Here is a 24,325-nt window from a genome sequence, read left to right as displayed (position 1 = left end):
TTCGGTGATGTTGACCTGCGATTACGACGACCCCGCACAAGACCTTGCGGAAAGAAAATCCACGATTCTTCCGTTTCCGGAATGATCGGGACGGAGATCCCACCGCCGCACGGAGGGCGGTGTTCACCTCCGGCGCGTTCCCCGCCACGGAAACGCGCCCGCCCCCCGCCCGGTTACGCAAGTCCGGGCGTCAGCTCTTCTCCAAGTAGCCCGCGCGGTCCTCGTCGACGACCTCCGCGACCATGCGCGCCAGGCCCGGGTGCTGCCGCAGCTGCGGATCGTCGGCGACGTAGCGCTGCGCCTCGTCCCGCGCTTCGGCGATGACGTCCTCGTCGCGCAGCAGCGACAACATCTTCAGCCCCGACCGGCGCCCGGACTGGGCCGCGCCCAGCACGTCCCCTTCCCGGCGCAGCTCCAGGTCGAGCCGGGCCAGTTCGAAGCCGTCCGTCGTGGAGGCCACCGCGTCCAGCCGCTCCCGGGTGGAGGTGCCGCCCATGGCCTCGCTCACCAGCAGGCACAGCCCCGGCGCCGAACCACGTCCGACGCGCCCGCGGAGCTGGTGCAGCTGGCTCACCCCGAACCGGTCCGCGTCCATGATCACCATCACGGTCGCGTTCGGCACGTTCACGCCGACCTCGACCACGGTCGTGGCCACCAGCACGTCCAGCTTCCCGTCGGCGAAGCCGCGCATCACCGCGTCCTTGTCGTCGGCGGCCAACCTGCCGTGCAGCACGCCGATCCGCAGCTGCGCCAGCGGTCCCTGGCGCAGCCGCTCCGCCACGTCGAGCACGGCCAGCGGCGGGCGGCGCTCGTCGGAACCCGCGCCCGCGTCCTCCGGTTCCTCCACCCCGTCGTCGGTGCGCGGCTTCTTCCCGCCCTTCTTCGGCGGGTTCTGCTCGTCGTCGCCGATGCGCGGGCACACCACGTACACCTGGTGCCCGGCGGCGACCTCCTCCCGGACGCGCTCCCACGCGCGGTCCAGCCACGTCGGCTTCTCCGCGACCGGCACCACGCTGGTGCTGATCGGCGAACGCCCGCTGGGCAGCTCGCGCAGCGCGGAGGTCTCCAGGTCGCCGTACACGGTCATCGCCACGGTCCGCGGGATCGGCGTCGCCGTCATCACGAGCACGTGCGGCGCGGATTCCGCCCCGCCGCGAGCCCGCAGCGCGTCCCGCTGCTCCACGCCGAACCGGTGCTGCTCGTCGACGACGACGAGGCCGAGGTCGGCGAACGACACCCTGTCCTGGATCAGCGCGTGGGTGCCGACGACGATGCCCGCCTCCCCGGAGGCCGCCTCCAACAACGCCTTCTTGCGCGCCGCGGCGGGCAGCGAACCGGTGAGCAGGGTGATCTTGGTGGACTGCTCGGCCGCGCCGAGCTGACCCGCCGCGCCCAGCTCGCCGAGCAGCTCCGCCAGCGACCGGGCGTGCTGGGACGCCAGCACCTCGGTCGGCGCCAGCATCGCGGCCTGACGGCCCGCGTCCACCACTTGCAACATGCCGCGCAACGCCACGACGGTCTTGCCGGAGCCGACCTCGCCCTGCACCAGCCGGTTCATCGGCTGCTCGGTGGCCAGGTCGGCGGCGATCTCGGTGCCGATCTCGGTCTGCCCCGCGGTGAGCTGGAACGGGAGCCTGCGGTCGAACTCCGCGAGCAGCCCGTCCTCGCGGCGCGGGCAGGACGGCGCCGGATGTTCGTGCGCCGTCTCGCGCAGCCGTGCGAGCACCAGTTGCACCGCCAGCGCCTCGTCCCACTTGAGCCGGTTCTGCGCGGCGGCGACCTCGCTCTGGTCCTGCGGCCGGTGGATCTTGCGCAGCGCCGTCTCCAGCCCCAGCAGCCGATGTTCGGTGCGCAACACCTCGGGCAGCGGATCGTCCGCGCCGTCCCAGGTGTCGAGCACCTGGCGCACGCAGCGGGAGATCGACCAGGACGGAAGTCCTTGCGCCGACGGGTAGACCGGGATCAGCGCCGCCGCGAACTCCTCCGCCACCGAACCGGCCTGCTCCGCGTCCTCGCCGTCGAACAGCTGGTACTCGGGGTGGGCGAGCTGGAACGAGCCCCGGTAGGCGGTGACCTTGCCGGCGAACATGCCCTGCCGTCCGGGCAGCAGCTCCCGCTCCCGCCACGCCTGGTTGAAGAAAGTGCAGGTCAGCGAGCGATGCCCGTCGGTGATGCGAGCTTCGACGATGGTGCCGCGGCGGGATTTCATGGTCCGCTTCGAGACCCGTTCGACCTTCGCCAGCACCGTCACGTGCTCGTCGAGCTCCAGTCCGGCGATGGCGGTGAGCTCACCGCGTTCGGCGTAGCGGCGCGGGTAGTGCCGCAGCAGATCGCCCACAGTGGACAGTCCGAGCGACGATTCGAGCGCCTGCCCGGTCTTCGCGCCCAGCACCCGGTCGAGCCCCGTCTCCGAAGTGGTCATCCCGCCCTGCCCGTGTCGCCTGCTGTGCCGGTACCTGGCTCGAAGTTATCGGACGAACGCGGGCCGCGGTCGGACCGGTTCACCGAATCCGCGCCGCGCCGGACGATTCCGCGCCCGCCGCGCTACTCGACGCCCAGCAGCAGCGCCGCCGGGGAACCGCCCGCCGGGTAGCTGACGCACTCCACCTCCGGGCGGTGCTTCGCCAAGTACTCGACCAGCTCCGCCGACACCGGTTCCGGAGCGCCGTCGCCCACCAGCACCGTCACCAGCTCGCCGCCCGCCGCGAGCATCCGATCCACCAGATCCCGCGCCACCGCGAGGAAATCCCGGCCCAGCAGCACGACCTCGCCGTCCACCAGCCCCAGCACGTCGCCGGGCACGCAGCGACCGGCCCAGGTCAACGCCTCCGACTCGGCGATGCGCAGTTCGCCGCGCCGGGTCGCCGCGGCGGCCTCCGCCATCACCACCGCGTCGTCCGAGCTGCGGCGCGACGGATCGTGCACGGCCAGCGCCGCCAGGCCCTGCGCCGGGGACGCGGTGGGCACGACGACGACGTCGCGGCCGTCCCGGACGGCGCGCTTCGCGGCCAGCTCGGCGAGTTCGGTGATCGCCTCGCCGTTGGGCAGCAGCACGACGTGCGCGGCGCGAGTCCGCTCGATCGCCGCGACCAGCTCCGGCACCGAGGGATCCGCCGGGCGCAGCTCGAACACCTCGGCGCCCTCCGCGCGGAACAGCTCGGCGAGCTCGGCGCCCGCGACGCAGGCCAGGATCGCGTGCCCCACCGGGTGCGCGGCGGTCTGGTCGGCGAACCGCTGCACCCGGATGCGGCTGGGCCTGCCGGTCTCCACGCCCGCTTCGATGGCGCCACCGATGTCGTCGCAATGCACGTGCACGGCCCATCCGCCCGCGCCGTCGCCGACCACGGACACGCAGTCGCCGAGTTCCGCCAGCACGGAGCGCAGCCGGTCCACACCGGCCGGTTCGGCGTCGGCGAGCAGGTACATCACTTCGTAGGCGTAGCCGCCGTGCTCGGCGGGGAGTTCGACGTGGCCGGTCGGCGGTTCCGGCGCGAGCCGCACTCCGTGCACCACCGAGTGCAACGCGTCGAGCAGCACGACCAGCCCTCGGCCGCCCGCGTCCACCACTCCCGCCGCGGCCAGCGCGGGCAGCTGCGCGGTGGTGCGCTCCAGCGCGCCGATCGCGGCCAGCGCGGCCGCGCGCACGGACTCGCCCAGCCCGGCGGCGCCGGACGATTCCTCTGCCGCCGCGTGCAGCACCGACAGCATCGTGCCGTCGACGGGTTCCGCGACGGCGTCCGTCGCGAGCACATCCGCATGGTGCAACGCGTCGTGCAACGCCGATCCGTCCATCGCCGCCGCGTCCCGCAGCTGCTCCGCCATCCCCCGCAGCACCTGCGAGAGCAGCATCCCGGAATTGCCGCGCGCCCCGGACACCGCACCCTCCGCGAGCGCCGCGAGCACCTCGCCCAGCCGCCCGTCCGGCACCCGCTCGGTCGCTTCCAGCGCCGCGCGCATCGTGTGCAGCAGGTTCGTCCCGGTGTCGCCGTCCGCCACGGGGTACACGTTGATCCGGTCGAGCGCGGCGCGATCCCGCGCCAGCGCCGCCACCGATTCCCGCGCCCACCGCCGCGCCGCTTCCGCGCCGAACTCCGGCAGCGCCTCCGGACTCCCCACCACACCGCGAAGCCTAAGGGGTCCTTTCAGGATGACCTTCGCTGCTGGTCGCTCAGCGGAACCTCAGCGGCTTCCCCGCTGACGAAAGATCCTTCTGATAGGACGCCTGAGCCGTCCTCGCCCGGCGCCCGGCGCAGCGGATCGAAGATCATCACCGGAGGCCGGGCGCCCGCGCCGACCACCCCGCCCGGCTCCGCGCGCGGGCGACCTCGCACGATGCCGCGGAGCGCTTCCGGCGCCCCGGGTCAGGGGCCGACGGGCCCGATCAGGGCGTGGGGTAGGCTTATCGGGTCCCGGGTGGCGATGACCCAGGGCACCCGTAAGGCATGCAGGTCCGCACCGGCTTCCGGCCGGGAGGAGATCGCCGGGTACCCCTGGCGAGCAGCAAGCCCAGCGGTACGCGATCCGGTCCGCTCAGCGGTCGGGATCCCCAAGCGGGCAGCGCTCGCGTGGACTCATCGCCGCATCCGAACTCAGGCTTCCCCGCCGCGGGCGTGGGAGGACGTCGAACGCAAAGTAAGGGGTGTCTGACGTGGCTGCCGTCTGCGACGTCTGCAGTAAGGGTCCGGGCTTCGGTAACTCGGTCTCGCACTCCCACCGGAAGACCAGGCGCCGGTGGAACCCGAACATCCAGACCGTGCACGCCAAGTTCGGTCTCTCCCAGCGCAAGCGCATGAACGTGTGCACCTCCTGCCTCAAGGCGGGCAAGGTCGTGCGCGGCTGAGCGCAGGCCTTTAGCGCCGAACCCCGGAGCGGCTCGCCGTTCCGGGGTTTTTGCGCGCCCGGAACCGGTTCGTCACGGCAGGTGGTGGCGCCAGCGCGGGCCGACCTGCGCCCATTCCGCCTCCCAAGCGGCCAACCGGCGCTTGCCCACGTACCAGCGGGCTCCCGTGAACAACCCGCCCAGCACCAGCCCCGAGCCGAGCAGAATCCCGGCTCCGGCGGTCCCGGCGGCTTGCGTCGCTTCGGAGCGGGTCCGCGGCGGCGGCACCGGAGTGTCCCGCGGGTCGACCCAGATCGGCACCGCGTCGGCGAGCTGCTGACCGGTCGGCACCTCGATGACCGCGACGTGCTGCGGGCCCGGCGGCGCTCCCCACCCGACCCGGATCGAACGGACCACCGCGCTCTCGCCCGGCACCTCCGCCAGCACCTTCGCCGACACCTGGTGGCGATCGGCGTGCTCGGCGTTCACCTGCGCCAAGTGATCCCGCAGCACCGCCTGCGACGCCACGAACGACGCGATCAGGACCACCACCGCCGCCACCAGCACCACCAGCAGCGCGATGGGCTCGAACAAGTCGGTCCGGCGCCGCAACGGGTTGGCTCCGGGCCACACCCCACGTCGCAACCGCGCCAGGACTCCTCCACTGACCGGGCCGGCACCCATGACAAGCCTTCTTCCATCGGCGAGCACAAGTCCACCGCAAGACTCGAATGTACGACCGGCGGAGGTCGAAATCCATCCGCCGAACCGGGACCTCGGCCGGTGCTCCCAGAGCACCCGATGATCACGGTGCGTGCAACTCGGGCACCCGCGCCGACGTGGAAGAACGCGCGGCGGAGCCGTCGGCCTGCTCCGCTCCGAATCGCTTCGAACAGGCGTTACGAGCACCGGAGAACGGGACGCGCGCGGCCCGGCTCCGGACTCGGCGCGCGACTACGTCGAGCCGACGCGACGCGGCGCGCTGTCACTCAACGTGAACGTGGAAGGAAGTCCTGGATCGCTCGGCGATCAGGGTGCGGCAGCGACTAGGGGAGCTTCCAGTCGACCGGTTCCGCTCCTGCTCGCTGCAGGATCTGGTTCGCCCGGCTGAACGGGCGCGTGCCGAAGAAGCCGCGGTCCGCCGACATCGGGCTCGGGTGCACCGACTCGATGCACTCCACGCCCGGCATCATGACCCGCGTGCTGCGGGCGTCGTTGCCCCACAGGATCGCCACCATCGGCTGCTGCCGGGCGGCGAGCGCGCGGATGGCCTGCTCGGTGACCGCTTCCCAGCCCTTGCCGCGATGCGAGGCCGACTTGCCGGGCTGCACGGTCAGCGCCCGGTTGAGCAGCAGCACCCCGTTCTCCGTCCACGGCGTCAGATCACCGCTGGTGGGCCTGGGGTGGCCGAGGTCGTCGCAGTACTCCCGGAAGATGTTGATCAGGCTGCGCGGCGGCTGGACCCCTGGAGCGACCGAGAAGCTCAGCCCCACCGGGTGCCCCGGCGTCGGGTACGGGTCCTGACCGACGATGAGCACTCGCACGTCGTGGAACGGCTGCTGGAACGCACGCAGCACGTTCTCCCCCGACGGCAGGTACTCCCGCCCGGCCGCGACCTCGGCGCGCAGGAAGTCGCCCATCGCGCCGATCCGGTCGGCGACGGGTTCCAGCGCCTCGGCCCAACCGGCCTCGACCACCTCGTGCAACGGACGTGCCATGGTGGCGCACTCTAGCGAGCGGCCGAGATCGACTGCCCGGCGCCCCGGCCGCGTCGGCCACTGCGGGTCAACGTGTTGTGCCCCACACTGCGGCCAGTCATCATCGACCCTCGTGCGGGTCATTCCCCCGGCCCAACGATCGTGATCTCCATAGCCGCCTGTGACCAGCGTTCCACCTCCGATCACCCCCTGGCGAGCCTCGCGGCAAACCTACTGCGGAGTGATGTTTTACCCACGACAACAATTATCGAAACGGACACAAGTAGGCGTTTTGGTGGCCAGGAGGCAGCCGCTCGGCTAAGTTCCTCAGTACTCCAAACGTGTTCACACACCGTGGACGGCACGACCCGGAGGTGGCACACACCCTCATGACTGCACAGGAAACGGAAGAGATAAGCCCGGAACAGCGATCACTGCTCCGGCGAGCAGTCGGCGCAGCGGCAATCGGGAACACGACGGAGTGGTACGACTTCGGCGTGTACGCCTACGTGGCGAGCTACGTGGGACATCAGTTCTTCCCCGGCCCGTGGGAGACCGTGTCCGCTTTCGGTGTCTTCGCGATCTCGTTCCTGCTGCGACCGCTGGGCAGCATGTTCTTCGGTCCGCTGGGGGACCGGATCGGACGCCAAAAGGTGCTGGCGATCACGATCCTGCTGATGTCCGGATCGACATTCTTGCTCGGCTGCCTGCCGAACTTCGACACAATCGGACTTCTCGCGCCGATCCTGCTGTTGTTGTGCCGCATGGTGCAGGGCTTCTCCACCGGCGGTGAATACGGTGGCGCGGCCACCTACATCGCCGAGTACGCCCCGAACCGGAAACGCGGTTTCTACGGCAGCTGGCTCGAATTCGGCACCCTTGCGGGATTCGGGCTCGGCGCGCTGGTGCCGACCGTTCTGATCCTCACGCTCCCCGCGGAGTCGATGGAGTCCTGGGGCTGGCGAATCCCGTTCCTGCTGGCCGGTCCGCTCGGGCTGATCGGGCTCTACCTGCGGAGCAAGCTGGAGGACACTCCGGCGTTCAAGAACCTGGAGAAGAGCGACAACCTGGCGCGCTCGCCGCTGAAGTCCTTGGTGCGCGAGTACTGGCGGCCGCTGCTGATCCTGATGGGCGTCGTGGTGCTCATCAACGTCGCGAACTACACGATTCTGACCTACATGGAGAGCTACCTCACCGACACCCTGGAAATTCCGGAGGGTCGCGAATACGAGGTGCTCGTCCCGCTGCTGCTGGTGGTCGCGCTGATGATGGCGGCCATCGCCCCGGTGGGCGCGCTGTCCGACCGGATCGGCCGGAAACCGTTGTTCATCTCGGCGGCGATCTGCTTCATCGTGCTGCCCTACCCGGCGTTCATGCTGATCTCGCAGGGCACGATGATCACGACCATGCTCGGGTTGGCGCTGCTGGGCGTCGGGCACCTGCAGTTGATCGGACCGCTGGCCGCGACGCTGCCCGCGATGTTCCCGACGAAGGTGCGTTACGCGGCGTTCAGCGTCGGTTACAACGTCTCCACGGCGGCGTTCGGCGGCACCGCGCCGCTGATCAACGATTGGGCGGTGAGCTACACCGGGAATTCGTTCTTCCCGGCGTTCTACCTGATGGGCGCGGCGGTCGTGGCGCTCATTCCGATCCTGCTGATGAAGGAAACGGCGGGCGAGCCGCTGATGGAGGAATCCGACACACCCGGAACCTCCGCTTCGGCGTCGTCGAGCTGAATCAACTCGAACGGCGAAAGGCCCGGTGGGAACTCCCACCGGGCCTTTTCATGTCATATGGGACGAATCCGGCTCAGATCGAGGCAATACCTGTTCAGGTGATCAACGCCAGTGCTCCCACCCCGAGGACCCCTCGTAGGTCGCGCCGTCCACGGTGACTCCGCTGCCCTCCACCACGGCGCCGACCGCGCGCCAGCCCTCCGGCAGCGGCTGGTCCGGCGGGAACGTCGCCGCCAGCGCCTGGTCCTCACCTCCGGTGAGCACCCAGTGCCGGGCGTCCGCTCCCAGCGCCGAAGCGACCTCCGTCAGCCGCTGCGGCACCTCGATCAGCTCGTCGCGCAGGTCGATGCCCACCTGCGAGGCCTCCGCGATGTGCCCCAGATCGGCCAGCAGCCCGTCCGAGGTGTCGATCATCGAGGTGGCGCCCGCGTCCGCTGCCAGCGGTCCCGCCGCGTACGGCGGCTCCGGCACCCGCTGCGCACCGACCACCGCCACCGGTGAGCGGAATCCGCGCCCCAGCACCGCGAGACCCGCGGCGGCCCAGCCGAGCCGCCCCGCCACCGCGACCACGTCGCCGGGGCACGCGCCGGAGCGGGTCACCGGGGTGCGGCCCTGCAGATCGCCCAACGCCGTGATGGAAATCGTCAGCGCGGGCGCGCTCACCATGTCCCCGCCGATCAGACCGGCACCGACGCGCTGCGCCTCTTCCCACATGCCCGCCGACAGCTCGTCGATCACCGACCTCGGCGTCTCCGGCGGGCAACCCAGCCCCACCAGCAGGCCGGTCGGGACCGCGCCCATCGCGGCCAGGTCGGACAGGTTCACCGCGACGGCCTTGCGCCCCACCTGGTGCGGCGTCGACCACGCCAAGCGGAAGTGCACCTGCTCGACCAGCACGTCGGTGGTCGCCACCACCCGGCCGTCGGACGCCGCCAGCACGGCGGCGTCGTCACCGGGCCCGAGCAAGGTCGCGGCGGGCTGCGCCCGCCCGGAGGTCACCCGCTGGATGAGGCCGAACTCACCGGCCTCGGACACGGTCTGGTCCTGCGCCGAAGTGTCCGAACCCACGTCAGACCTCCCTTTCTTGAGCATCCGCTCGGCCCGATGGGGTAGCTTTCTCCCAGTTTCCTACCCCGCGCACCACGCCTAGACGAAGGGGCACGCCGTGGTTCAGGCATACATCCTCATCCAGACCGAAGTCGGCAAGGCCGCCGCCGTCGCCGCCGAGATCTCCGGCTCCACCGGCGTGATCACGTCCGAGGACGTGACCGGTCCGTACGACGTGATCGTGCGCGCCGAGGCGGAAAATGTCGACCAGCTCGGCAAAATGGTCGTCGCCGGCATCCAGAACGTGGAAGGCATCACGCGGACGCTGACGTGTCCCGTCGTACACCTGTGAGCGCCCCGTTCCCGCTGCCGCGCCCGCGCGTGCTGTAGTGGACTCCGTGGTCGACGAGCATCCGAAGTTCCCCAAGCCGGTCCTCATCGTGGCGCTTTCGCTGAGCGGGCTGCTGGCATTGGGCGTGATCACCCTCGGACTGGTCTCGCGGTTCTCCGAGCAGCAGGAGCAGGATGCCGTGGAGGCGGCGCAGCAGGCCCGTCGCACCGGCCCGCTCGCGCTGCCGCCCATCCCCTCCCCCGCCGCGTCCGGGCCCGACTGCGCGAAGCTGCTCTCCGCACTGCCCGCCGAGCTGGAAGTGGACGGCGCGCAGGTCCCCCGGCGGGCTCTCGCCGACCCGGTACCGCCCGGCGCGATCGCCTGGGGCGACGCCGAGCACGACCCGATCACCGTGCGCTGCGGCCTGTCCGCCCCCGCCGAACTCACCCCGACCTCGCCGCTGGTGGACATCTCCGGGGTGAGCTGGCTGCGGATCACCGAAGCGGGCAACACCTCGTGGCTCGCGGTGGACCGGCCCGTGTACGTGGCGCTGACGGCGCCGGAGAACTCCGGCAGCGGCCCGGTGCAGGACCTCTCGAACGAACTGCGCTCGCTGCCGAAGCAGCCCGTCTTCCCCTGAGCGGGATCAGCGCAGCCCGGTGCCCCGGGCCTGAGCCGTCTCGATCAGGGTCGTCAGCAGCGCCGGGTAGTCGACACCGGTCTGCGCCCACATGCGCGGGTACAGCGAGATCGCGGTGAAGCCGGGCATCGTGTTGACCTCGTTGACGATGAGCTCGCCGTCCTCGGTGACGAAGAAGTCGACCCGCGCGAGGCCCTGGCACTCCAGCGCGCGGAACGCGGTGACCGCGGTGGCGCGCAGCCGCTCGATGGTGTCGTCGCCGACCTTCGCGGGGATGTCGAACTCGGTGACGTCGTCGAGGTACTTGGACTCGAAGTCGTACCAGTCGGCGGCACCGGTGACGCGGAGTTCGGCGGGCAGCGAGGCTTCGATGCGGCCGTCCGGGAATTCGAGCACGCCGCATTCGACCTCGCGGCCGACGACCGCGGTCTCGATGATGACCTTCGGGTCGGTGCGGCGGGCCTCCGCGATGGCGTCGTCCAGCTGCGCCCAGTCGGTGATCTTGGTGATGCCGAGCGAGGAGCCCGCGCGGGCGGGCTTGACGAAGGCGGGCAGGCCGATCCGCTCCCGGCGCCGATCGTCCAAAGTGGACTCGTCGCGGCGGAGCACCTCGAAGGTGCCGACGGAGATGCCTTCGGCCGCCAGCAGCTTCTTCGTGTACTCCTTGTCCATCGACACCGCGCTGGAGAGCACACCCGGACCCGCGTAGGGCACGTCGGCCATCTCCAGCAGGCCCTGGATGGTGCCGTCCTCGCCGAAAGCGCCGTGCAGCACCGGGAAAACGACGTCCACTTCGGACAGGACCTCGCCACCGCGGCCGGGCTCGACCAGGATCAGCTCCTGGCGCGTCGGGTCGCCGGGCAGCGCCACGGCGGTGCCCGCGGCGACCTCGGGCACGCGGCGGTCGCGGATCTCCAGCTCGGCCGGGTCCGAGGTGCCCAGCACCCAGGCGCCCTCGCGGGTGATGCCGACCGGAACGACCTCGAAGCGCTCCGGATCCAGGTGGCTCAGGACGCTGCCCGCGGACAGGCAGGAAACGCCGTGCTCGGTGCTCCGTCCGCCGAAGACGACGGCCACCCTGGTCTTGCGCTGAGTCATGCGCGGAACCCTACCTGCAGGCGCGCGCGCCGCCAGCGACCTCCTCGTCGCACCACCGGGCCACGAGCCCCAGCGAACGCTCCAGGTCAGCACGCGTGCACGAAGCGTAGCCGAGCGCGATGCCGGTCCACTGCCGCGGGCCGTGGTGATGCCTGCGCAGTCCGTCCAGGACGATGCCGTGCTCCGCCGCCCGGTCCACGACGCGCTGTTCGGCTTCGGCGGAGGGCAGCGGCAGCACGACGTGAGCGCCCGCCTCGTCGCCGAAGACCTCGATCCCCGCCTCGGCGAGCCGGGACACGACCAGCCCGCGCCGCTGCGACAGTTCGCGGCGCAGTCTGCGCAGGTGCCGCCCCAGGTCGCCGTTGCGCGCGTACTCGACGAGCACCCGCTGCCCCGCCGGGGCCGGCCCGGTGCTGGTGCGCTCGCGGTGGTCGAGCACTTCGGCGACGACCCGGTCCGGCCCGAGCATCCAGCCCACGCCCAAGGTCGGCGTGAGGATCTTGCTGGTGGTTCCCAGGTGCACCACGACGTCCGGGGCCATCGACGCCAGCACGGGAAGCGGCGCCACGTCGTAGCGCAGCTCGCCGTCGTAGTCGTCCTCCACGATCAGCCACCCCTCGGCGCGCGCCCGTTCGACGAGCGCGACGCGCCGGTCCGCGGGCAACCGGCCGCCGATCGGGTATTGGTGCGCGGGCGAGCAGTACACGGCCCGCACCCCCCGCGGGATGGCCTCGACGATGATCCCCGCGTGATCGACGGGAGCGGGCACCACGGTCGCCCCGGCGGCCAGCAGCGTCTGCACCGCGCGCTGGTAGCCCGGTTCCTCCACGGCCACGGTGGCGCCGCGACCGAGCACGGTCGCGGCGAGCTCGGTGACCGCCGCGGTCGTGCCGCCGGTGGCCACGACGGTGCCCAGGTGCGGGCCGCCGGTGGTCATGCCCCGGTGCCGCAGCAGGTGCTCCACCACGGCCTCGCGGTACTGCTCGACGCCCGCGAGCCGCCGGGTCTCGTCCGGTTCCCGGTCGGCGGCGGCCCGCCAGGCCCGCCGCCACGCCGCGCGGTCGATGCCGCCCGTCCACGGGATTCCCGGCATCAGCCGCACCATCGACTCGGTGTCCCGGCGAGCCGGGCCACCGCCGGATTCCGCTGCGGCGGAAGGAGATCCGGGCGGGGCGGTGGTGACGTAGGTGCCGGAGCCGTGCTTGCCGACGATCCAGCCTTCGGCGTGCAGCTGCTCGTAGGCGGCGGCGGTGACGGTGCGGCTGACGGCGAGGTGCCGGGCCAGCGCCCGCGTCGAGGGCAACCGGTCGCCGCCCCGGAGCTGCCCGAGCGTGGCGGCGCGCCGGAGCGCGTCGGCGAGCTGCACCGCGAGCGGGCGGTCGTCGTCGCGGCGCAGTTCGATGGCCGGTTCCAGCAGCGGCGAGCTCGCCGCGGGCACGGCATGTGGCATCTCAGAGTTCCCCCCGCTCGGCCTCCCGATGATGCCACCACCCGGGGAGCCCGTTCAGGACGGCTCGTACGAGCTCACCGCATGTCCTTGATCTCGTCCGTCCAGGTGAGCGACGTTGTCGGTCGGCGTCGTGTCAGCGGCGACGCCGCTGAGCAGCGACCACCGGAGCAGAACGACCACCGGCGGGGTCTCAGCGGCTTCCTCTCGCGAGGACGGGGAAGCCGCTGAGGTTCCGCCGAGCGACCGCCCGCGCAAGCCGAGCGGAGGTCGGTCAGGCTCGGGTGAGGCCGTCCACGGGATCAAGGGAGTAGAGCGTCATCTGGGTGCGGCCCGGCCGGTACACGTGGATCGTGATCGCGGGGTCGGGGCTGTCGTTGACCACCTGGTGCACGTGGTCGGGGCCGAAGACGCGGGACTGGCCGGTCTCCAGGGCGTGCCATTCCTCGACCGGCCCGGTCGGGGTGTCGCGCACGACCCGCTCGGTGACGGTGCCGGAGACCACGGTGAAGGCACCGGTCGCGCCGCCGTGGTCGTGCAGTTCGGTCCGCTGCCCGGGGAGCCAGCTCAGCAGCCAGGCTTCGTGGGTGGCGGTGCGTTCGAGCAGGCCGGCCCAGCGCTGCTGCGGGTCGTAGCGCAGGCGGTGCGCCCAGGAGAGCCGGTCGGCGGCGAGCTCGCGGGCGATCCGCACGGGATGCGCGAGCGACCGGTCCGCGTCGGCGGCGACGGTGTTGGGGGGTACGGCGAACACGGGGCGTCCTCGATGATCGTGAGTGCGGGAAGTGGGAGTGGCTGCGGTGATGAGCCCGGCGACGCACGTCCCGGCGACGCGATCTCCCCGGAGGGGCGCTGCGCGGAACGGGGCTGGTGGCGGAGATCCCGGTTCGGCCACCGCCCGTGTTCGGGGCGGTTCCGGTTTCGCGGATCGGGTGGATCGCGGCGCGAGGCCGCACGGGTCGTTCAGGTCGGTTCGGGGAGCACGTCGCCCGGTCCGCCCTGTTCGCCGATCCTGGGGATCACCGACCGTCAGCGGGGTCGATCACCGCTGCAGACAAAGCGCGCTCGCCACCCGGCGCAGGTCGATGTGACCTCGTCCATCGGTCATGGCTCGCAACACGCCGCGTAGTGAACCAGCGCCGGAAGCGACCCGTCAAGCCGATTGCGCCGATGTCACACCGTCGTGAACCCGCACTCAACGTGATCACAGCGCGGTGCGCAGCAAGATCATCCACTGGCTCGCCGCCGCCGGAGTGATGATCATCATCCTGTCGGCCGGTCCCGTGCGCGATGGGCTCGCGGGGTTCAGGGCAGGGCCGCGAGCACGTCCGCCACGAGGTCGGCGGGGTCTTCGCACCCGGCCGAGAACCGCACGAAGCCCGGTGCCACCGGGTCGCCCCACTGCGCCCGCCGGTCCACGGTGCTGTGCAGGCCGCCGAAGCTGGTGGCCGCCACGACGAGCGCGCTGCGGCGCACGAACTCCGCCACCGCGTCGGCGTCGGCGAGTTCGAAGCGGAACACGCCGCCCCAGCGCCGCATCTGGGCGCTCGCGAGCCGGTGCGCCGGGTCGTCGGGCAGTCCGGGCCAGCGCAGCCCGGTGACCGCGGGGTGCCCGCGCAGGGCGTCGACCAGCGCCGCCGCGTTCGCGGCCTGCCGGGCCAGCCGCAGGTCGAGGGTGCCGAGGCTGCGGTGCGCCAGCCAGGTCTCGAACGGACCGGGGATGGCGCCGGAGAGCGTGCGCGCCCGGCGCAGCCGCTGCGCCAGTTCGCCGTCGGCGGTGGACACGTGCCCGAGCAGCACGTCGCTGTGCCCGGTCAGCGCCTTGGTGTCGCTGGCGAGCGCGATGTCCGCGCCGAGTTCGAGGGGGCGCTGCCCGATCGGGGTGGCGGTGGTGTTGTCCACGGCCAGCAGCGCACCGGCCCGGTGCGCGCGGCGGGCCAGTTCGGCGATGTCGCAGACGTCGAGGCCCGGGTTGGACGGGGTTTCGAGCAGGACCAGCCGGACCCCGTCGAAGACGTCCTCGGGCCACGGCCCCGTCGTGGGGATCTCCCGCACGTCCAGCGAGAGTCCGGCGAGCTCTTCGCGCACGAACTGCCGGGTGGCGTAGTAGCCGTCGGAGGGCACCAGCAGCCGGTCGCCGTGGTGCAGCACGGCGCGCAGCACGGCGCTGATCGCGGCCATGCCGGAAGGCAGCAGCACGCACTCCCCGCCGTCGAGCTCACCGATGGCCGTTTCCAGCGCCCGCCACGACGGATTCCCGGCCCTGCCGTAGAAGTCCCCCTGCGGATCCCCGAGGTGGTACGGAGCGGCGAACACGGGCCCCGGCGCCAGCGGATCGCCCGGCCGCGGATCGCCGTGCCCACCGTGCACGCACTTCGTCCCGTCCCCGAGCTCCGCCACCTGCAACCTCCCCACTAGAACGCCCCTCACCAAATTATTGCGCCCGCAACCCAACCCCTCCAGCAAATGCGCCCCACTCCACAAGAGACCCCTCCACCCACACGCGCCACCCCCGAAGCCCACCCTTCACAGCAGACAACCGCGCAGCGGGCGGCGAAGCCGTGCCTCGGGCGGCGAAGCAAGCCTGCCTCACGGCGAAGCCGTGCCTGGCGGCCGTAGGCCGTGCCTGTATGCGCGTCAGCGCATAGCCCACGTCAAAAAGGTGACAACCCGCGGGTTCTCAGCTGCTTCCTCGCGAGGACAGCTTTTTCCCTCGTGGCGGAGCCACTTGGGAAAAAGATCCCGCAGCGAGGAAGACACTGAGGTTCCGCCACCCGACCACCAAAGCAAAACGAGCCGACGAAGCCCTACTCGGACTTGCGTTCGCGGCCGAGTAGTTGGGCTGCTCCTGGTACTGGGCCGAGGTCTTCGTGGCACACCCGGTGCACCACTTCGGTGATCGGCATTTCCACGCCGTGGTGCGCGGCGAGCTCCCGGATGGACGAGCAGGACTTGACGCCTTCGGCGACTTGGCCGTTGGTGGCGTCCTGCGCTTGCGCCAGCGTTTCGCCGCGTCCGAGCCGTTCCCCGAAGGTCCGGTTCCGCGACAGCGGTGAGGTGCAGGTGGCGACGAGGTCGCCGAGTCCGGCGAGCCCGGCGAAGGTCATCGGTTCGGCGCCGAGCGCGGCTCCGAGCCGGGTGGTCTCCGCGAGCCCGCGGGTGATCAGCGAGGACATCGTGTTCTGCCCGTAGCCGAGCCCGGCGGCCATGCCGCAGGCCAGCGCCATCACGTTCTTGCAGGCCCCGGCGAGTTCGATGCCCACGAGGTCGGTGTTGGTGTAGGGCCGGAAGTAGCCGGTGGAGCACGCCGCTTGCAGCGCGACGGCGCGATCGTGGTCGGTGCAGGCCACGACGGTCGCAGTGGGTTGTTCGCCGGCGATCTCCATGGCGAGGTTGGGACCGGAGACGACGGCGACCTGGTCCATGGGCACGTCGGCGACTTCGGCGACGACTTCGCTCATCCGCTTGAGGGTGCTGAGTTCGACGCCTTTGGCGAGGCTGACGAGCGTGGCATCCGGCGGCAGCAGCGGCTGCCAGCCCGCGAGGTTCTCCCGCAGGGTTTGGCTGGGCACGGCGAGCACCACGGCTTCGGCGCCGTGCATGGCTTCGACGGCGTCGTCGGTGGCTCGCAGCGACTCGGGCAGCGCCACTCCGGGCACGTACCCGGGGTTCTGGTGCTCGGTGTTGATGCGTTCGGCGACTTCGGCGCGGCGCGCCCACAGGGTGACGTCGCTGCCCGCGTCGGCGAGGACTTTCGCGAAGGTGGTGCCCCAGGACCCGGCTCCGAGCACGGTGACCTTGCGGGCGGGTTCAGCTCCGGTCATCGTCGCTCCGGGTCTGCTGGTCGCGGCGGCGGGCCGCCGAGTAGAACTCCCCGGGCGGTTGTTGTTCGCGGATGTCGCCCAGCAGTTCCCGCACCCGGCTCATCGCGAGTTCGCTGACGGTGCGCAGCACGGGGGCGTCGGCAGGCGCGTCGCGGTATTCGGAGAGGTCGAGCGGTTCGCCGATCCGCACGTGCACCGTTTTGCGCGGGAACGGGCGGAACTTCTTCTCGTAGTGGTCGTAGACGTCGCGGGTGCCCCAGCGGGCGGCGGGCACGATCGGCACGTCGTGCTCCACGGCGAGCCTGGCCACGCCGGGCTTCGGCGACATCGGCCAGCCTTCGGGGTCCTTGGTGACCGTTCCGTCCGGGTAGATGATGACGATCTTGCCGGCTTCGAGCGCGTCGTGCGCCGCTTCGAGGCTCTTGCGGGCGTCGGCGGTCTGCCGGAACACGGGGATCTGCTCGACGCCGTTGAGGACGTTTCTCAGCACCGGCACGTTCCACAGCGTGTTCTTGGCCATGAACCGGGGGACGCGGGCGGCGCGGTGCACGGTGACCGCGTCGTAGAGCGGGTCGAGGTGCGACACGTGGTTGAGCACGAGCAGCGCCGGGCCGGTGGCGGGGATGTTCTCCAGCCCGTGCACGCGGACGCGGGACAGCAGTGCGGTCAGCGGGTAGAACACGACCGCCGCCAGCCGCAGCCAGAACCGCCCCATCAGCGTCGGGGGCCGTTCCTTGGTCCGCTTGCGCGACCGCTTGAGGCTCGCCGGTTCCGCCACGCCTGTCTCCTCTCGCCCTAGAGCGGCTGTCAAGTTACCTGGCCCACGCTCCTGGTCGGCGAGCGGTCGGTCCGCGGCGGGCATACTCGATGATCGACGGTGGGCGAAGGATCGGGGATGCGAGGGAGGGCGGGATGAACGGCGGAGTGTCCTTGCTGGTGCCGATCAAGCCGCTGCACTTGGCGAAGTCCCGGTTGCGCGACGATCGGCCCGCCGCGCGGCACGCGGATCTGGTGAGCGCGATCGCGCTCGACACGGTGGAGGCCGCGCGGCGCGCCGCCGGGGTGCGGGCGGTGCTGGTGGTGACCTCCGATCCGAGGCTGGCGGAGTCGTTCGCCGCGGTCGGCGTCGAGGTCGTCGCCGACGACCCGGCGGCGGGGTTGAATCCGGCGTTGGAGCACGGCGAGCGGGTGCTGCGGTCGCGCGGGGAGGCGCGGATCGGCGCGCTGCAGGCGGATCTTCCGGCGTTGCGGTCTGCGGAGCTGGCGGCGGCGTTGGAGCAGGCCGGGCCGGAGCGCGCGTTCAGCGCGGATCACCAGGGCACGGGTACGACGCTGCTGCTGGCCGCCGCGGGCGGTGCGCTCGCGCCCCGGTTCGGGCCGGGTTCGGCGGCCGCGCACGTGTCGTCCGGGGCGCGGGCGCTCGACGGCGAGTGGGCGTCGTTGCGCTGCGATGTGGACACCGCGGCGGATCTGCGGCGGGCGACGGGCCTCGGTCTCGGGGAGCGCACCGCGGCGTGGCTGGCGGGTGCCGCCGGAAACCCGCGCTGACCTGTGTGGTGTTCCCCGCGACAAAGGTCGAGCGACGGCCCCGGAATGGGTGAGAATGGTCGTCGTGAGTACCGACAGCAGCGATCACGAGACCATCAAGCCCGTGCCACGCCGGACCTCGTCGACCGCCGGGGCCGCCGGTGCTCGTCAGAACTCGCCGAAATCCGGTCGCGGGAGCCGGACGACCAGGCAGGACGCGGCGTCGTCGTCGGAGGAGTCCGGTACGTCGCGGACCACGGCGCGGCGCGGCGCGGCTAAGACCGGCGCGGCGAAATCCGGCACCGCGAAGTCCACGGCGGCGAAGCCGACGGCGGCGAAGCCGACGGCGGCGAAGACCACCGCTGCCAAGTCCACTGCGGCGAAGAGCACCGCTGCCAAGTCCACGGCAGCCAAGACCACCGCAGCCGAATCCACGGCAGCCAAGACCGCGGCAGCCGAATCCACAACGGCCAAGCCGGCAGCGGCCGAATCCGGAGCGGCGAAGCCCACCACGACGAGGTCCGCCGCGGCGAAGTCCACGACGGCGAAGTCCACCGCGCGCAAGACCGCCACGGCGAAGTCCGCGCCGAACGCCGCGCAGCCGAGGACGTCTCGGACGCGCACCTCGAAGGCCGCCACCACCGCGGCACCGGCGAGCGCTCGGCGCAAGACCGCCGCCGCGGCTCCCGCGGAGACCGCTCCCCCGGCCCCGCCCGCGACGCCGAAACCGCCGGTGAACGGCGAAGGCGCCCGCGTGCCCGCCGCGCCGCCCGCGGTGACCCGCGCCGCGGCCAGCACGGACCTGCCCGACGACCGGTACCTCAACCGCGAGCTGTCCTGGCTGGACTTCAACGCCCGCGTGCTCGCCGTCGCCGAAGACCCCTCGCAGCCGGTGCTGGAACGCGCCAAGTTCCTGGCGATCTTCGCCTCCAACCTGGACGAGTTCTACATGGTCCGCGTCGCGGGCCTGAAGCGCCGCGAGGAGACCGGGCTCTCGGTGCGCAGCGCCGACGGGCTCACCCCGCACGAGCAGCTCGCCCGCATCGCCGCGCGCAACCAGGACCTCACCGAGAAGCTCGGCCGCACGTTCCTCGACGAGCTGGTGCCGGAGCTGGAGGCCAACGGCATCCGGATCATGCGCTGGCAGCAGCTCGGCGAGCCCGAGCAGCAGGTGCTGGGCCGCTACTTCGACGACCACATCTTCCCGGTGCTGACCCCGCTGGCCGTCGACCCGGCGCACCCGTTCCCGTACATCTCGGGGCTGTCGCTGAACCTCGCGGTCACCGTCAGCGACCCCGAAGAAGGCCTGCGCCGCTTCGCCCGCGTCAAGGTGCCGGACAACGTGCCCCGGCTGATCCGCGTGGAGCCCGACCGCGAGAACGAGCAGGCGACGTTCCTGCCGCTGGAAGAGCTCATCGCCGCGCACCTGGACAAGTTGTTCCCCGGCATGGACATCAGCGACCACCACATCTTCCGGGTCACCCGCAACGCGGACCTGGAAGTGGAGGAGGACCGCGACGAAGACCTGCTGCAGGCCATGGAGCGGGAACTGGCGCGCCGCCGGTTCGGCCCGCCGGTGCGCCTCGAAGTCACCGACACGATGAGCGAGACGATGCTGGAGCTCCTGCTGCGGGAGCTCGAAGTCGACGCGCACGACGTGGTCGAAGTGCCGGGCCTGCTGGACCTGTCCTGCCTGTTCCAGCTGGACAAGCTGCAACGCCCGGACCTGAAGAACCCGCCGTTCGTGCCCGCCACGCACCCGGCGTTCGCGGAAGGCCAGACGCCGAAGAGCATCTTCGCGACGCTGCGCGAGGGCGACGTGCTGGTGCACCACCCCTACGACGCGTTCTCCACCTCGGTGCAGCGGTTCATCGAGCAGGCCGCGGCCGATCCGCACGTGCTGGCGATCAAGCAGACGCTGTACCGCACCTCCGGCGACTCGCCGATCGTGAACGCGCTGATCGACGCCGCCGAAGCGGGCAAGCAGGTGGTGGCGCTGGTCGAGCTGAAGGCGAGGTTCGACGAGCAGGCCAACATCCAGTGGGCGCGCACGCTGGAACGCTCCGGCGTGCACGTGGTCTACGGCCTCGTGGGGTTGAAGACGCACTGCAAGACGGCGCTCGTGGTGCGCCAGGAAGGCTCCACGATCCGCCGCTACTGCCACCTGGGCACCGGCAACTACAACCCGAAGACGGCCCGCACCTACGAAGACCTGGGGCTGCTGACGGCCGCGCCCGAAGTCGGCGCGGACCTCACCGACCTGTTCAACGTGCTCACCGGCTACGCCCGGCACGGCACGTACCGGCGGATCCTGGTGTCCCCGCACGGCATCCGGCTCGGCATCGTGGAACGCATCGAGGCGGAAGCGGAACGCGCTCGCTCCGGGCTGCCGTGCGGGATCCGGATGAAGGTCAACTCGCTGGTCGACGAGCAGATCATCGACGCGCTGTACCGGGCTTCGCTGGCGGGCGTGCCGATCCGGATCGTGGTGCGCGGCATCTGCGCGCTGCAGGCCGGGGTGGACGGCCTCAGCGAGAACATCGAGGTGCGCTCCATCCTGGGGCGTTTCCTGGAGCACTCCCGGGTGTTCCACTTCGTCGGCATCGACGAGCGCTGGATCGGCAGCGCCGACATGATGCACCGCAACCTGGACCGCCGGATCGAGGCGCAGGTGCGGGTGGTCGACCCGAAGCTGACCGAACAGCTGGACGCGATGCTGGATTCGGCGCTGCACCCGTCCACGCGGTGCTGGGTGCTCAACGCCAAGGGCGATTGGGAGGCCTCCCCGCGCAGCGGCGAGCAGGTCCGCGACCACCAGGCGGAAATGCTGCGCCAGCACGGGGCGAAGGTGCAATGACCGCGGCGCACGAACCGGAGCAACCGATGACGACGAGCAGGCCGGTCACGATCCGGGCCGCGGGTGCGGTGCTGTGGCGCCCGGGCACCGACGGGGCGCCCGAGGTGGCCGTGGTGCACCGCCCGCGCTACGACGATTGGTCGCTGCCGAAGGGAAAACTCGATCCGGGTGAGACGGCTGCGCACGCCGCCGCGCGGGAAGTGCTGGAGGAGACCGGGTTCGGCTGCGTGCTCTCCGGCTTCCTGAGCCGGGTCCGCTACGAGGTGCCGGGCGCGGACGGCGGCACCGGCAAGCAGGTCGACTACTTCACCGCCCGCGCCGGCGACGGCCACTTCGAGGTCAACGACGAGGTCGACGAACTCGTGTGGACGGCGCTGCCCAAGGCCCGGGAACTGCTGAGCTACCGGCAGGACCGGCACGTCCTGGACGAGTTCGCGGCCCTGCCCGACGACCCGGTGACGCTGCTGCTGGTGCGGCACGCGAAAGCCGGGAAGCGGGCGGACTTCGACGGCGACGACACGCTGCGCCCGCTGTCCGGGGCCGGCCGCAGGCAGCGCGACGCACTGCACTCCTGGCTGCCGCTGTTCGGCCCGGAACGGGTCTACTCGGCGCCTCGGGTGCGCTGCGCGCAGACGGTGCAGCCGCTGGCGACGGACCTCGGCATCGAAGTCGCCCCGGAGCCGCTGCTGTCCGAGGAGGGCTACCTGGAGGACCCGGCCGCGGCCGTGCACCGGCTGCTGCGGATCGCCGCGGGCGCGGGCACCGCGGTGGTGTGCAGCCAAGGCGGCGTGATCCCGGATCTGGTGGGCAGGCTGGTGGAATCCGCCGCGCTGCACCCGGCCGAACCGGGCGAGGCCCCCGGCGACGCGCCCGCGGTGGGCGACGCCGTCAGCGGGGACGTGGTCAGCGCCAAGGGCAGCGTGTGGACGTTGAGGTTCAGCCGGGACGTACACACCGGCAACGGCTCCGGCCCACTATTACGCCTGGTCTCGGCTGCTTACTTGGCTGATGCTTCTGCCGCTGGATGATTTGCTTTGGTGGTGGGGTGGCGGAACCTCAGCTGCTTCCTCGCTGCGGGATCTTTTCCCCGAGTGGCTCCGCCACGAGGGAAAAAGCTGTCCTCGCGAGGAAGCAGCTGAGAACCCGCGGGTGAGGACTTTTCGACGTGGGCTATGTGCTTCGCACATACAGGCACGGCCTTCGGCCGCCAGGCAGGCGTGCTTCGCCGCCCACTGCACGGCTTCGCCGCTGGGCACGGCCTTCGGCCGCAATGCAGGCGTGGCTTCGCCCGCCCACTGCACGGCTTCGCCGCAAAGGCACGGTCTTCGGCCGCCAGGCAGGCTTGCTTCGCCGCCCAGCTGCGCGGCTGGGGCTGGGGGTGGCTCGCCGTGGGGTGGTTTTGGGGTGGAACGGCGATGATCCCGGCCCGATCGCTGTTGCGATCGCACCGGGATCATCGGTGAGAACCGGCGGAGCACCTTGGATGGGGCACGGCCGCGGTGCCCGTGGCACGGGTACCGGGGCCGCCCGCCGCTCCGCCGCCGCGCGTGGCGCGGGTGACGCTGCGCCGTGTGCGGGGACGCCACCCGCGAACGCCTGCGAAGCTCGGCTCGCTCAGGCGGCGAGCGCTCACTTCTTGGCGGTCTTGCGCGTGGTCTTGCCCGCGGAGGCCTTGGCGGTCGAGGTCTGGGCGCCGGACGTCTTGGCCGCGGAGGTCTTCGCGGCAGAGGTCTTGGCGGTCGACTTCGAGGCGGTGGCCTTCGGCGCGGCCTTGGTGGTGGCGGCCTTCTTCGGCGCCGCCTTGGTGGCCGGAGCCTTGGTGGCCGTCGACTTGGCGGCCGTGGCCTTGCCGGTGGCGGCCTTGGAAGCGGTCGCCTTGGTCGCCGTCGCCTTGGTGCCGGTGGACTTGGCGGCGGTCGCCTTGCTGCCAGCAGCCGTCTTCGGGGCTGCCTTGGCGGCGGCCGGCTTCGCGCTGGACCGCGTGGTGGCGGCCTTCTTCGGCGCGGTCTTGGTGGCCGCGGCGGTCTTCGCCGTGCTCCGGGTGCCCGCCGCCTTGGTGGCGGGAGCCTTGGTCGCCGTGGCGGCGGACTTGGCCGTGGCGCGCCCGGTGCCCGCGGTCTTCGTCGCGGTGCTGCGGGTGCCCGCGGACTTGGTGCCCGCCGACTTCGCGGCAGTCGCGCGGGGCAGTTTCCGGCTGCCGCCCACGACTTCCTTGAACTGGGTGCCGGCGCGGAATGCCGGGACGTTGGTCTTCTTCACCTTGACGGCCTCGCCGGTGCGCGGGTTGCGCGCGGTGCGGGCGGCACGTGCGCGCTTCTCGAAGACACCGAAGCCGGTGATGTTGACCTTTTCGCCCTTGTTGACGTTGCGGACGATGAGGTCCACGACGCCCTCCACCGCCTGACTGGCGGTCTTCTTGTCGCCGAGGCGTTCCGCAAGTGCCTCGATGAGTTGGGCTTTGTTCACTTCAGTCCCTCCCAGGACAACAACGGCCCCGTCGGGCCGACTCAAAACCCACGGTAAAGCCCTGAGTTGCCGAATGCCATTCGCCACGCCCCATTTTTTCGTTGGGGCGTGGGGCTTTCGGCGGCTCAGGGCTCGTTTCGCCGGTTTCCCGGTTGGGTTGTGAACGCCGGCCGCGGAACCGATTTTCCCTGCGCAGCAAGGAGAAAAGGCTCCGCGGCCGATCCGGATCAGCCCGTGCGGGCGGGCAGCGTGGCCGGTTTGAAGGAAGGGCGGGTTTTCTCGTACGTGTCGATCGTCTCGGCGTGGCGCAGGGTCAAACCGATGTCGTCGAGCCCTTCCAGCAGCCGCCAACGGGTGTAGTCGTCGATGGCGAACGGCACGGTGAGGTCTTTCGCCTGCACGGTCCGCTCTTGCAGATCGACGGTCACCTGGGTGCCGGGCTCGTTCTCCAGCAGCTTCCAGAGCAGTTCCACATCGGACTGGGCGCACTCGGCGGCGAGCAGTCCCTGTTTGCCGGAGTTGCCGCGGAAGATGTCGGCGAACCGGGAGGAGATGACCACCCGGAAGCCGTAGTCCTTGAGCGCCCACACGGCGTGCTCGCGGGACGATCCGGTGCCGAAGTCGGGTCCGGCGACCAGCACGCTGCCGTCGCGGAAGGCGTCGTTGTTGAGGATGAAGTTCTCGTCGTTGCGCCACGCGGCGAACAACGCGTCCTCGAACCCGGTGCGCGCGACCCGCTTGAGGTACACGGCGGGGATGATCTGGTCAGTGTCCACGTTGGACCGCCGCAGCGGAACGCCGACGCCGGTGTGCTGGGTGAACGGTTCCATCGTTGCTCC

20 protein-coding genes and 1 pseudogene are annotated in these 24,325 nt (G+C 71.4%); 7 read left to right on the top strand and 14 right to left on the bottom strand.

All coding sequences use genetic code 11. The features are described from left to right. Positions 1-190: 190 nt before the first annotated feature. Complete coding sequence (gene recG / locus ACWD38_RS14555; protein WP_450124219.1) at positions 191-2,422, bottom strand: ATP-dependent DNA helicase RecG; 2,232 nt, start codon at positions 2,420-2,422, stop codon at positions 191-193. Between the two features lie 122 nt (positions 2,423-2,544). After that, positions 2,545-4,119 (bottom strand): DAK2 domain-containing protein, encoded by a 1,575-nt coding sequence (locus tag ACWD38_RS14550; protein WP_343071548.1) that lies wholly within the window; start codon positions 4,117-4,119, stop codon positions 2,545-2,547. Positions 4,120-4,648: 529 nt separating this feature from the next. Here ACWD38_RS14550 and rpmB point away from each other — a divergent pair. Next, positions 4,649-4,840, top strand: a complete 192-nt coding sequence (gene rpmB / locus ACWD38_RS14545) for a 50S ribosomal protein L28 (RefSeq protein ID WP_184481860.1) — start codon at positions 4,649-4,651, stop codon at positions 4,838-4,840. A 72-nt stretch (positions 4,841-4,912) separates the two neighbouring features. On the opposite strand, the gene ACWD38_RS14540 is transcribed toward rpmB, so the two are convergent. Then, positions 4,913-5,503 (bottom strand): Rv1733c family protein, encoded by a 591-nt coding sequence (locus tag ACWD38_RS14540; RefSeq protein WP_184481862.1) that lies wholly within the window; start codon positions 5,501-5,503, stop codon positions 4,913-4,915. A 362-nt stretch (positions 5,504-5,865) separates the two neighbouring features. Next, positions 5,866-6,537 carry a uracil-DNA glycosylase gene (locus ACWD38_RS14535; protein ID WP_184481864.1) on the bottom strand — a complete coding sequence of 224 codons (672 nt, stop codon included), beginning with the start codon at positions 6,535-6,537 and terminating at the stop codon, positions 5,866-5,868. A 368-nt stretch (positions 6,538-6,905) separates the two neighbouring features. On the opposite strand from ACWD38_RS14535, the gene ACWD38_RS14530 reads away from it, so the two are divergent. Further along, the gene (locus tag ACWD38_RS14530) at positions 6,906-8,252 is read left to right on the top strand and encodes an MFS transporter (protein ID WP_184481866.1); all 1,347 of its coding nucleotides are present in this window, start codon (positions 6,906-6,908) and stop codon (positions 8,250-8,252) included. A gap of 102 nt (positions 8,253-8,354) precedes the next feature. Here ACWD38_RS14530 and ACWD38_RS14525 read toward each other — a convergent pair whose 3' ends face one another. Then, entirely contained in the window at positions 8,355-9,320 is a 966-nt protein-coding gene (locus ACWD38_RS14525; RefSeq protein ID WP_450124218.1) for a thiamine-phosphate kinase, read from the bottom strand. 97 nt (positions 9,321-9,417) lie between these two features. On the opposite strand from ACWD38_RS14525, the gene ACWD38_RS14520 reads away from it, so the two are divergent. Further along, complete coding sequence (locus ACWD38_RS14520) at positions 9,418-9,651, top strand: Lrp/AsnC ligand binding domain-containing protein (RefSeq protein ID WP_184481871.1); 234 nt, start codon at positions 9,418-9,420, stop codon at positions 9,649-9,651. Positions 9,652-9,697: 46 nt separating this feature from the next. Beyond that, a complete protein-coding gene (locus tag ACWD38_RS14515; RefSeq protein ID WP_343071550.1) occupies positions 9,698-10,270 on the top strand; it encodes a DUF3515 domain-containing protein in 573 nt (190 codons plus the stop codon). A 6-nt stretch (positions 10,271-10,276) separates the two neighbouring features. On the opposite strand, the gene ACWD38_RS14510 is transcribed toward ACWD38_RS14515, so the two are convergent. From ACWD38_RS14510 to ACWD38_RS14480, 7 genes are all read right to left on the bottom strand, one after another. Next, complete coding sequence (locus tag ACWD38_RS14510; protein WP_184481873.1) at positions 10,277-11,368, bottom strand: D-alanine--D-alanine ligase family protein; 1,092 nt, start codon at positions 11,366-11,368, stop codon at positions 10,277-10,279. Between the two features lie 10 nt (positions 11,369-11,378). Then, positions 11,379-12,818, bottom strand: a complete 1,440-nt coding sequence (gene pdxR, locus ACWD38_RS14505) for a MocR-like pyridoxine biosynthesis transcription factor PdxR (protein ID WP_184481875.1) — start codon at positions 12,816-12,818, stop codon at positions 11,379-11,381. A gap of 54 nt (positions 12,819-12,872) precedes the next feature. Beyond that, the gene (locus tag ACWD38_RS14500) at positions 12,873-12,998 is read right to left on the bottom strand and encodes a hypothetical protein (RefSeq protein WP_450124217.1); all 126 of its coding nucleotides are present in this window, start codon (positions 12,996-12,998) and stop codon (positions 12,873-12,875) included. Between the two features lie 91 nt (positions 12,999-13,089). Next, positions 13,090-13,566: a cupin domain-containing protein gene (locus ACWD38_RS14495; protein ID WP_184481877.1), complete on the bottom strand. Its 477-nt coding sequence runs from the start codon at positions 13,564-13,566 to the stop codon at positions 13,090-13,092. A gap of 551 nt (positions 13,567-14,117) precedes the next feature. Beyond that, positions 14,118-15,212 (bottom strand): cystathionine gamma-lyase, encoded by a 1,095-nt coding sequence (locus ACWD38_RS14490; protein WP_450124216.1) that lies wholly within the window; start codon positions 15,210-15,212, stop codon positions 14,118-14,120. 407 nt (positions 15,213-15,619) lie between these two features. Beyond that, the gene (locus ACWD38_RS14485; protein WP_184481879.1) at positions 15,620-16,636 is read right to left on the bottom strand and encodes an NAD(P)H-dependent glycerol-3-phosphate dehydrogenase; all 1,017 of its coding nucleotides are present in this window, start codon (positions 16,634-16,636) and stop codon (positions 15,620-15,622) included. Beyond that, positions 16,623-17,414 (bottom strand): lysophospholipid acyltransferase family protein, encoded by a 792-nt coding sequence (locus tag ACWD38_RS14480; protein ID WP_450124215.1) that lies wholly within the window; start codon positions 17,412-17,414, stop codon positions 16,623-16,625. Before ACWD38_RS14480 ends, ACWD38_RS14485 begins: the two co-directional genes overlap by 14 nt. A 134-nt stretch (positions 17,415-17,548) precedes the next feature. Here ACWD38_RS14480 and cofC point away from each other — a divergent pair, with 134 nt between their 5' ends. From cofC to ACWD38_RS14465, 3 genes and pseudogenes are all read left to right on the top strand, one after another. Further along, positions 17,549-18,184, top strand: coding sequence for a 2-phospho-L-lactate guanylyltransferase (gene cofC / locus ACWD38_RS14475; protein ID WP_450124214.1), 636 nt, complete (start codon positions 17,549-17,551; stop codon positions 18,182-18,184). Positions 18,185-18,782: 598 nt separating this feature from the next. Continuing rightward, positions 18,783-21,020 (top strand): annotated as a pseudogene (locus ACWD38_RS14470) (RNA degradosome polyphosphate kinase); the annotation flags it as partial. Next, entirely contained in the window at positions 21,017-22,048 is a 1,032-nt protein-coding gene (locus tag ACWD38_RS14465; RefSeq protein ID WP_184481885.1) for an NUDIX hydrolase, read from the top strand. The pseudogene ACWD38_RS14470 and the gene ACWD38_RS14465, both read left to right, overlap by 4 nt. A 601-nt stretch (positions 22,049-22,649) precedes the next feature. Here ACWD38_RS14465 and ACWD38_RS14460 read toward each other — a convergent pair. Beyond that, entirely contained in the window at positions 22,650-23,486 is an 837-nt protein-coding gene (locus ACWD38_RS14460; RefSeq protein ID WP_184481887.1) for an HU family DNA-binding protein, read from the bottom strand. A gap of 227 nt (positions 23,487-23,713) precedes the next feature. After that, entirely contained in the window at positions 23,714-24,316 is a 603-nt protein-coding gene (gene leuD / locus ACWD38_RS14455; protein ID WP_184481889.1) for a 3-isopropylmalate dehydratase small subunit, read from the bottom strand. Positions 24,317-24,325: the final 9 nt, after the last annotated feature.

This window comes from Saccharopolyspora sp. NPDC002578 (assembly GCF_053592695.1).
Note: the sequence above shows the minus strand (reverse complement) of the source record. Positions and strands in the feature narration are given on the sequence as shown.

What these genes read in the sequence shown, in the direction of transcription:
- cofC (WP_450124214.1), top strand. Translation starts at nt 17,549, where the DNA reads ATGAACGGCGGAGTGTCCTTGCTGGTGCCGATCAAGCCGCTGCACTTG.
- leuD (WP_184481889.1), bottom strand. Translation starts at nt 24,316, where the DNA reads ATGGAACCGTTCACCCAGCACACCGGCGTCGGCGTTCCGCTGCGGCGG.
- ACWD38_RS14465 (WP_184481885.1), top strand. Translation starts at nt 21,017, where the DNA reads ATGACCGCGGCGCACGAACCGGAGCAACCGATGACGACGAGCAGGCCG.
- pdxR (WP_184481875.1), bottom strand. Translation starts at nt 12,818, where the DNA reads ATGCCACATGCCGTGCCCGCGGCGAGCTCGCCGCTGCTGGAACCGGCC.
- recG (WP_450124219.1), bottom strand. Translation starts at nt 2,422, where the DNA reads ATGACCACTTCGGAGACGGGGCTCGACCGGGTGCTGGGCGCGAAGACC.
- ACWD38_RS14530 (WP_184481866.1), top strand. Translation starts at nt 6,906, where the DNA reads ATGACTGCACAGGAAACGGAAGAGATAAGCCCGGAACAGCGATCACTG.
- ACWD38_RS14510 (WP_184481873.1), bottom strand. Translation starts at nt 11,368, where the DNA reads ATGACTCAGCGCAAGACCAGGGTGGCCGTCGTCTTCGGCGGACGGAGC.
- ACWD38_RS14535 (WP_184481864.1), bottom strand. Translation starts at nt 6,537, where the DNA reads ATGGCACGTCCGTTGCACGAGGTGGTCGAGGCCGGTTGGGCCGAGGCG.
- ACWD38_RS14485 (WP_184481879.1), bottom strand. Translation starts at nt 16,636, where the DNA reads ATGACCGGAGCTGAACCCGCCCGCAAGGTCACCGTGCTCGGAGCCGGG.
- ACWD38_RS14540 (WP_184481862.1), bottom strand. Translation starts at nt 5,503, where the DNA reads ATGGGTGCCGGCCCGGTCAGTGGAGGAGTCCTGGCGCGGTTGCGACGT.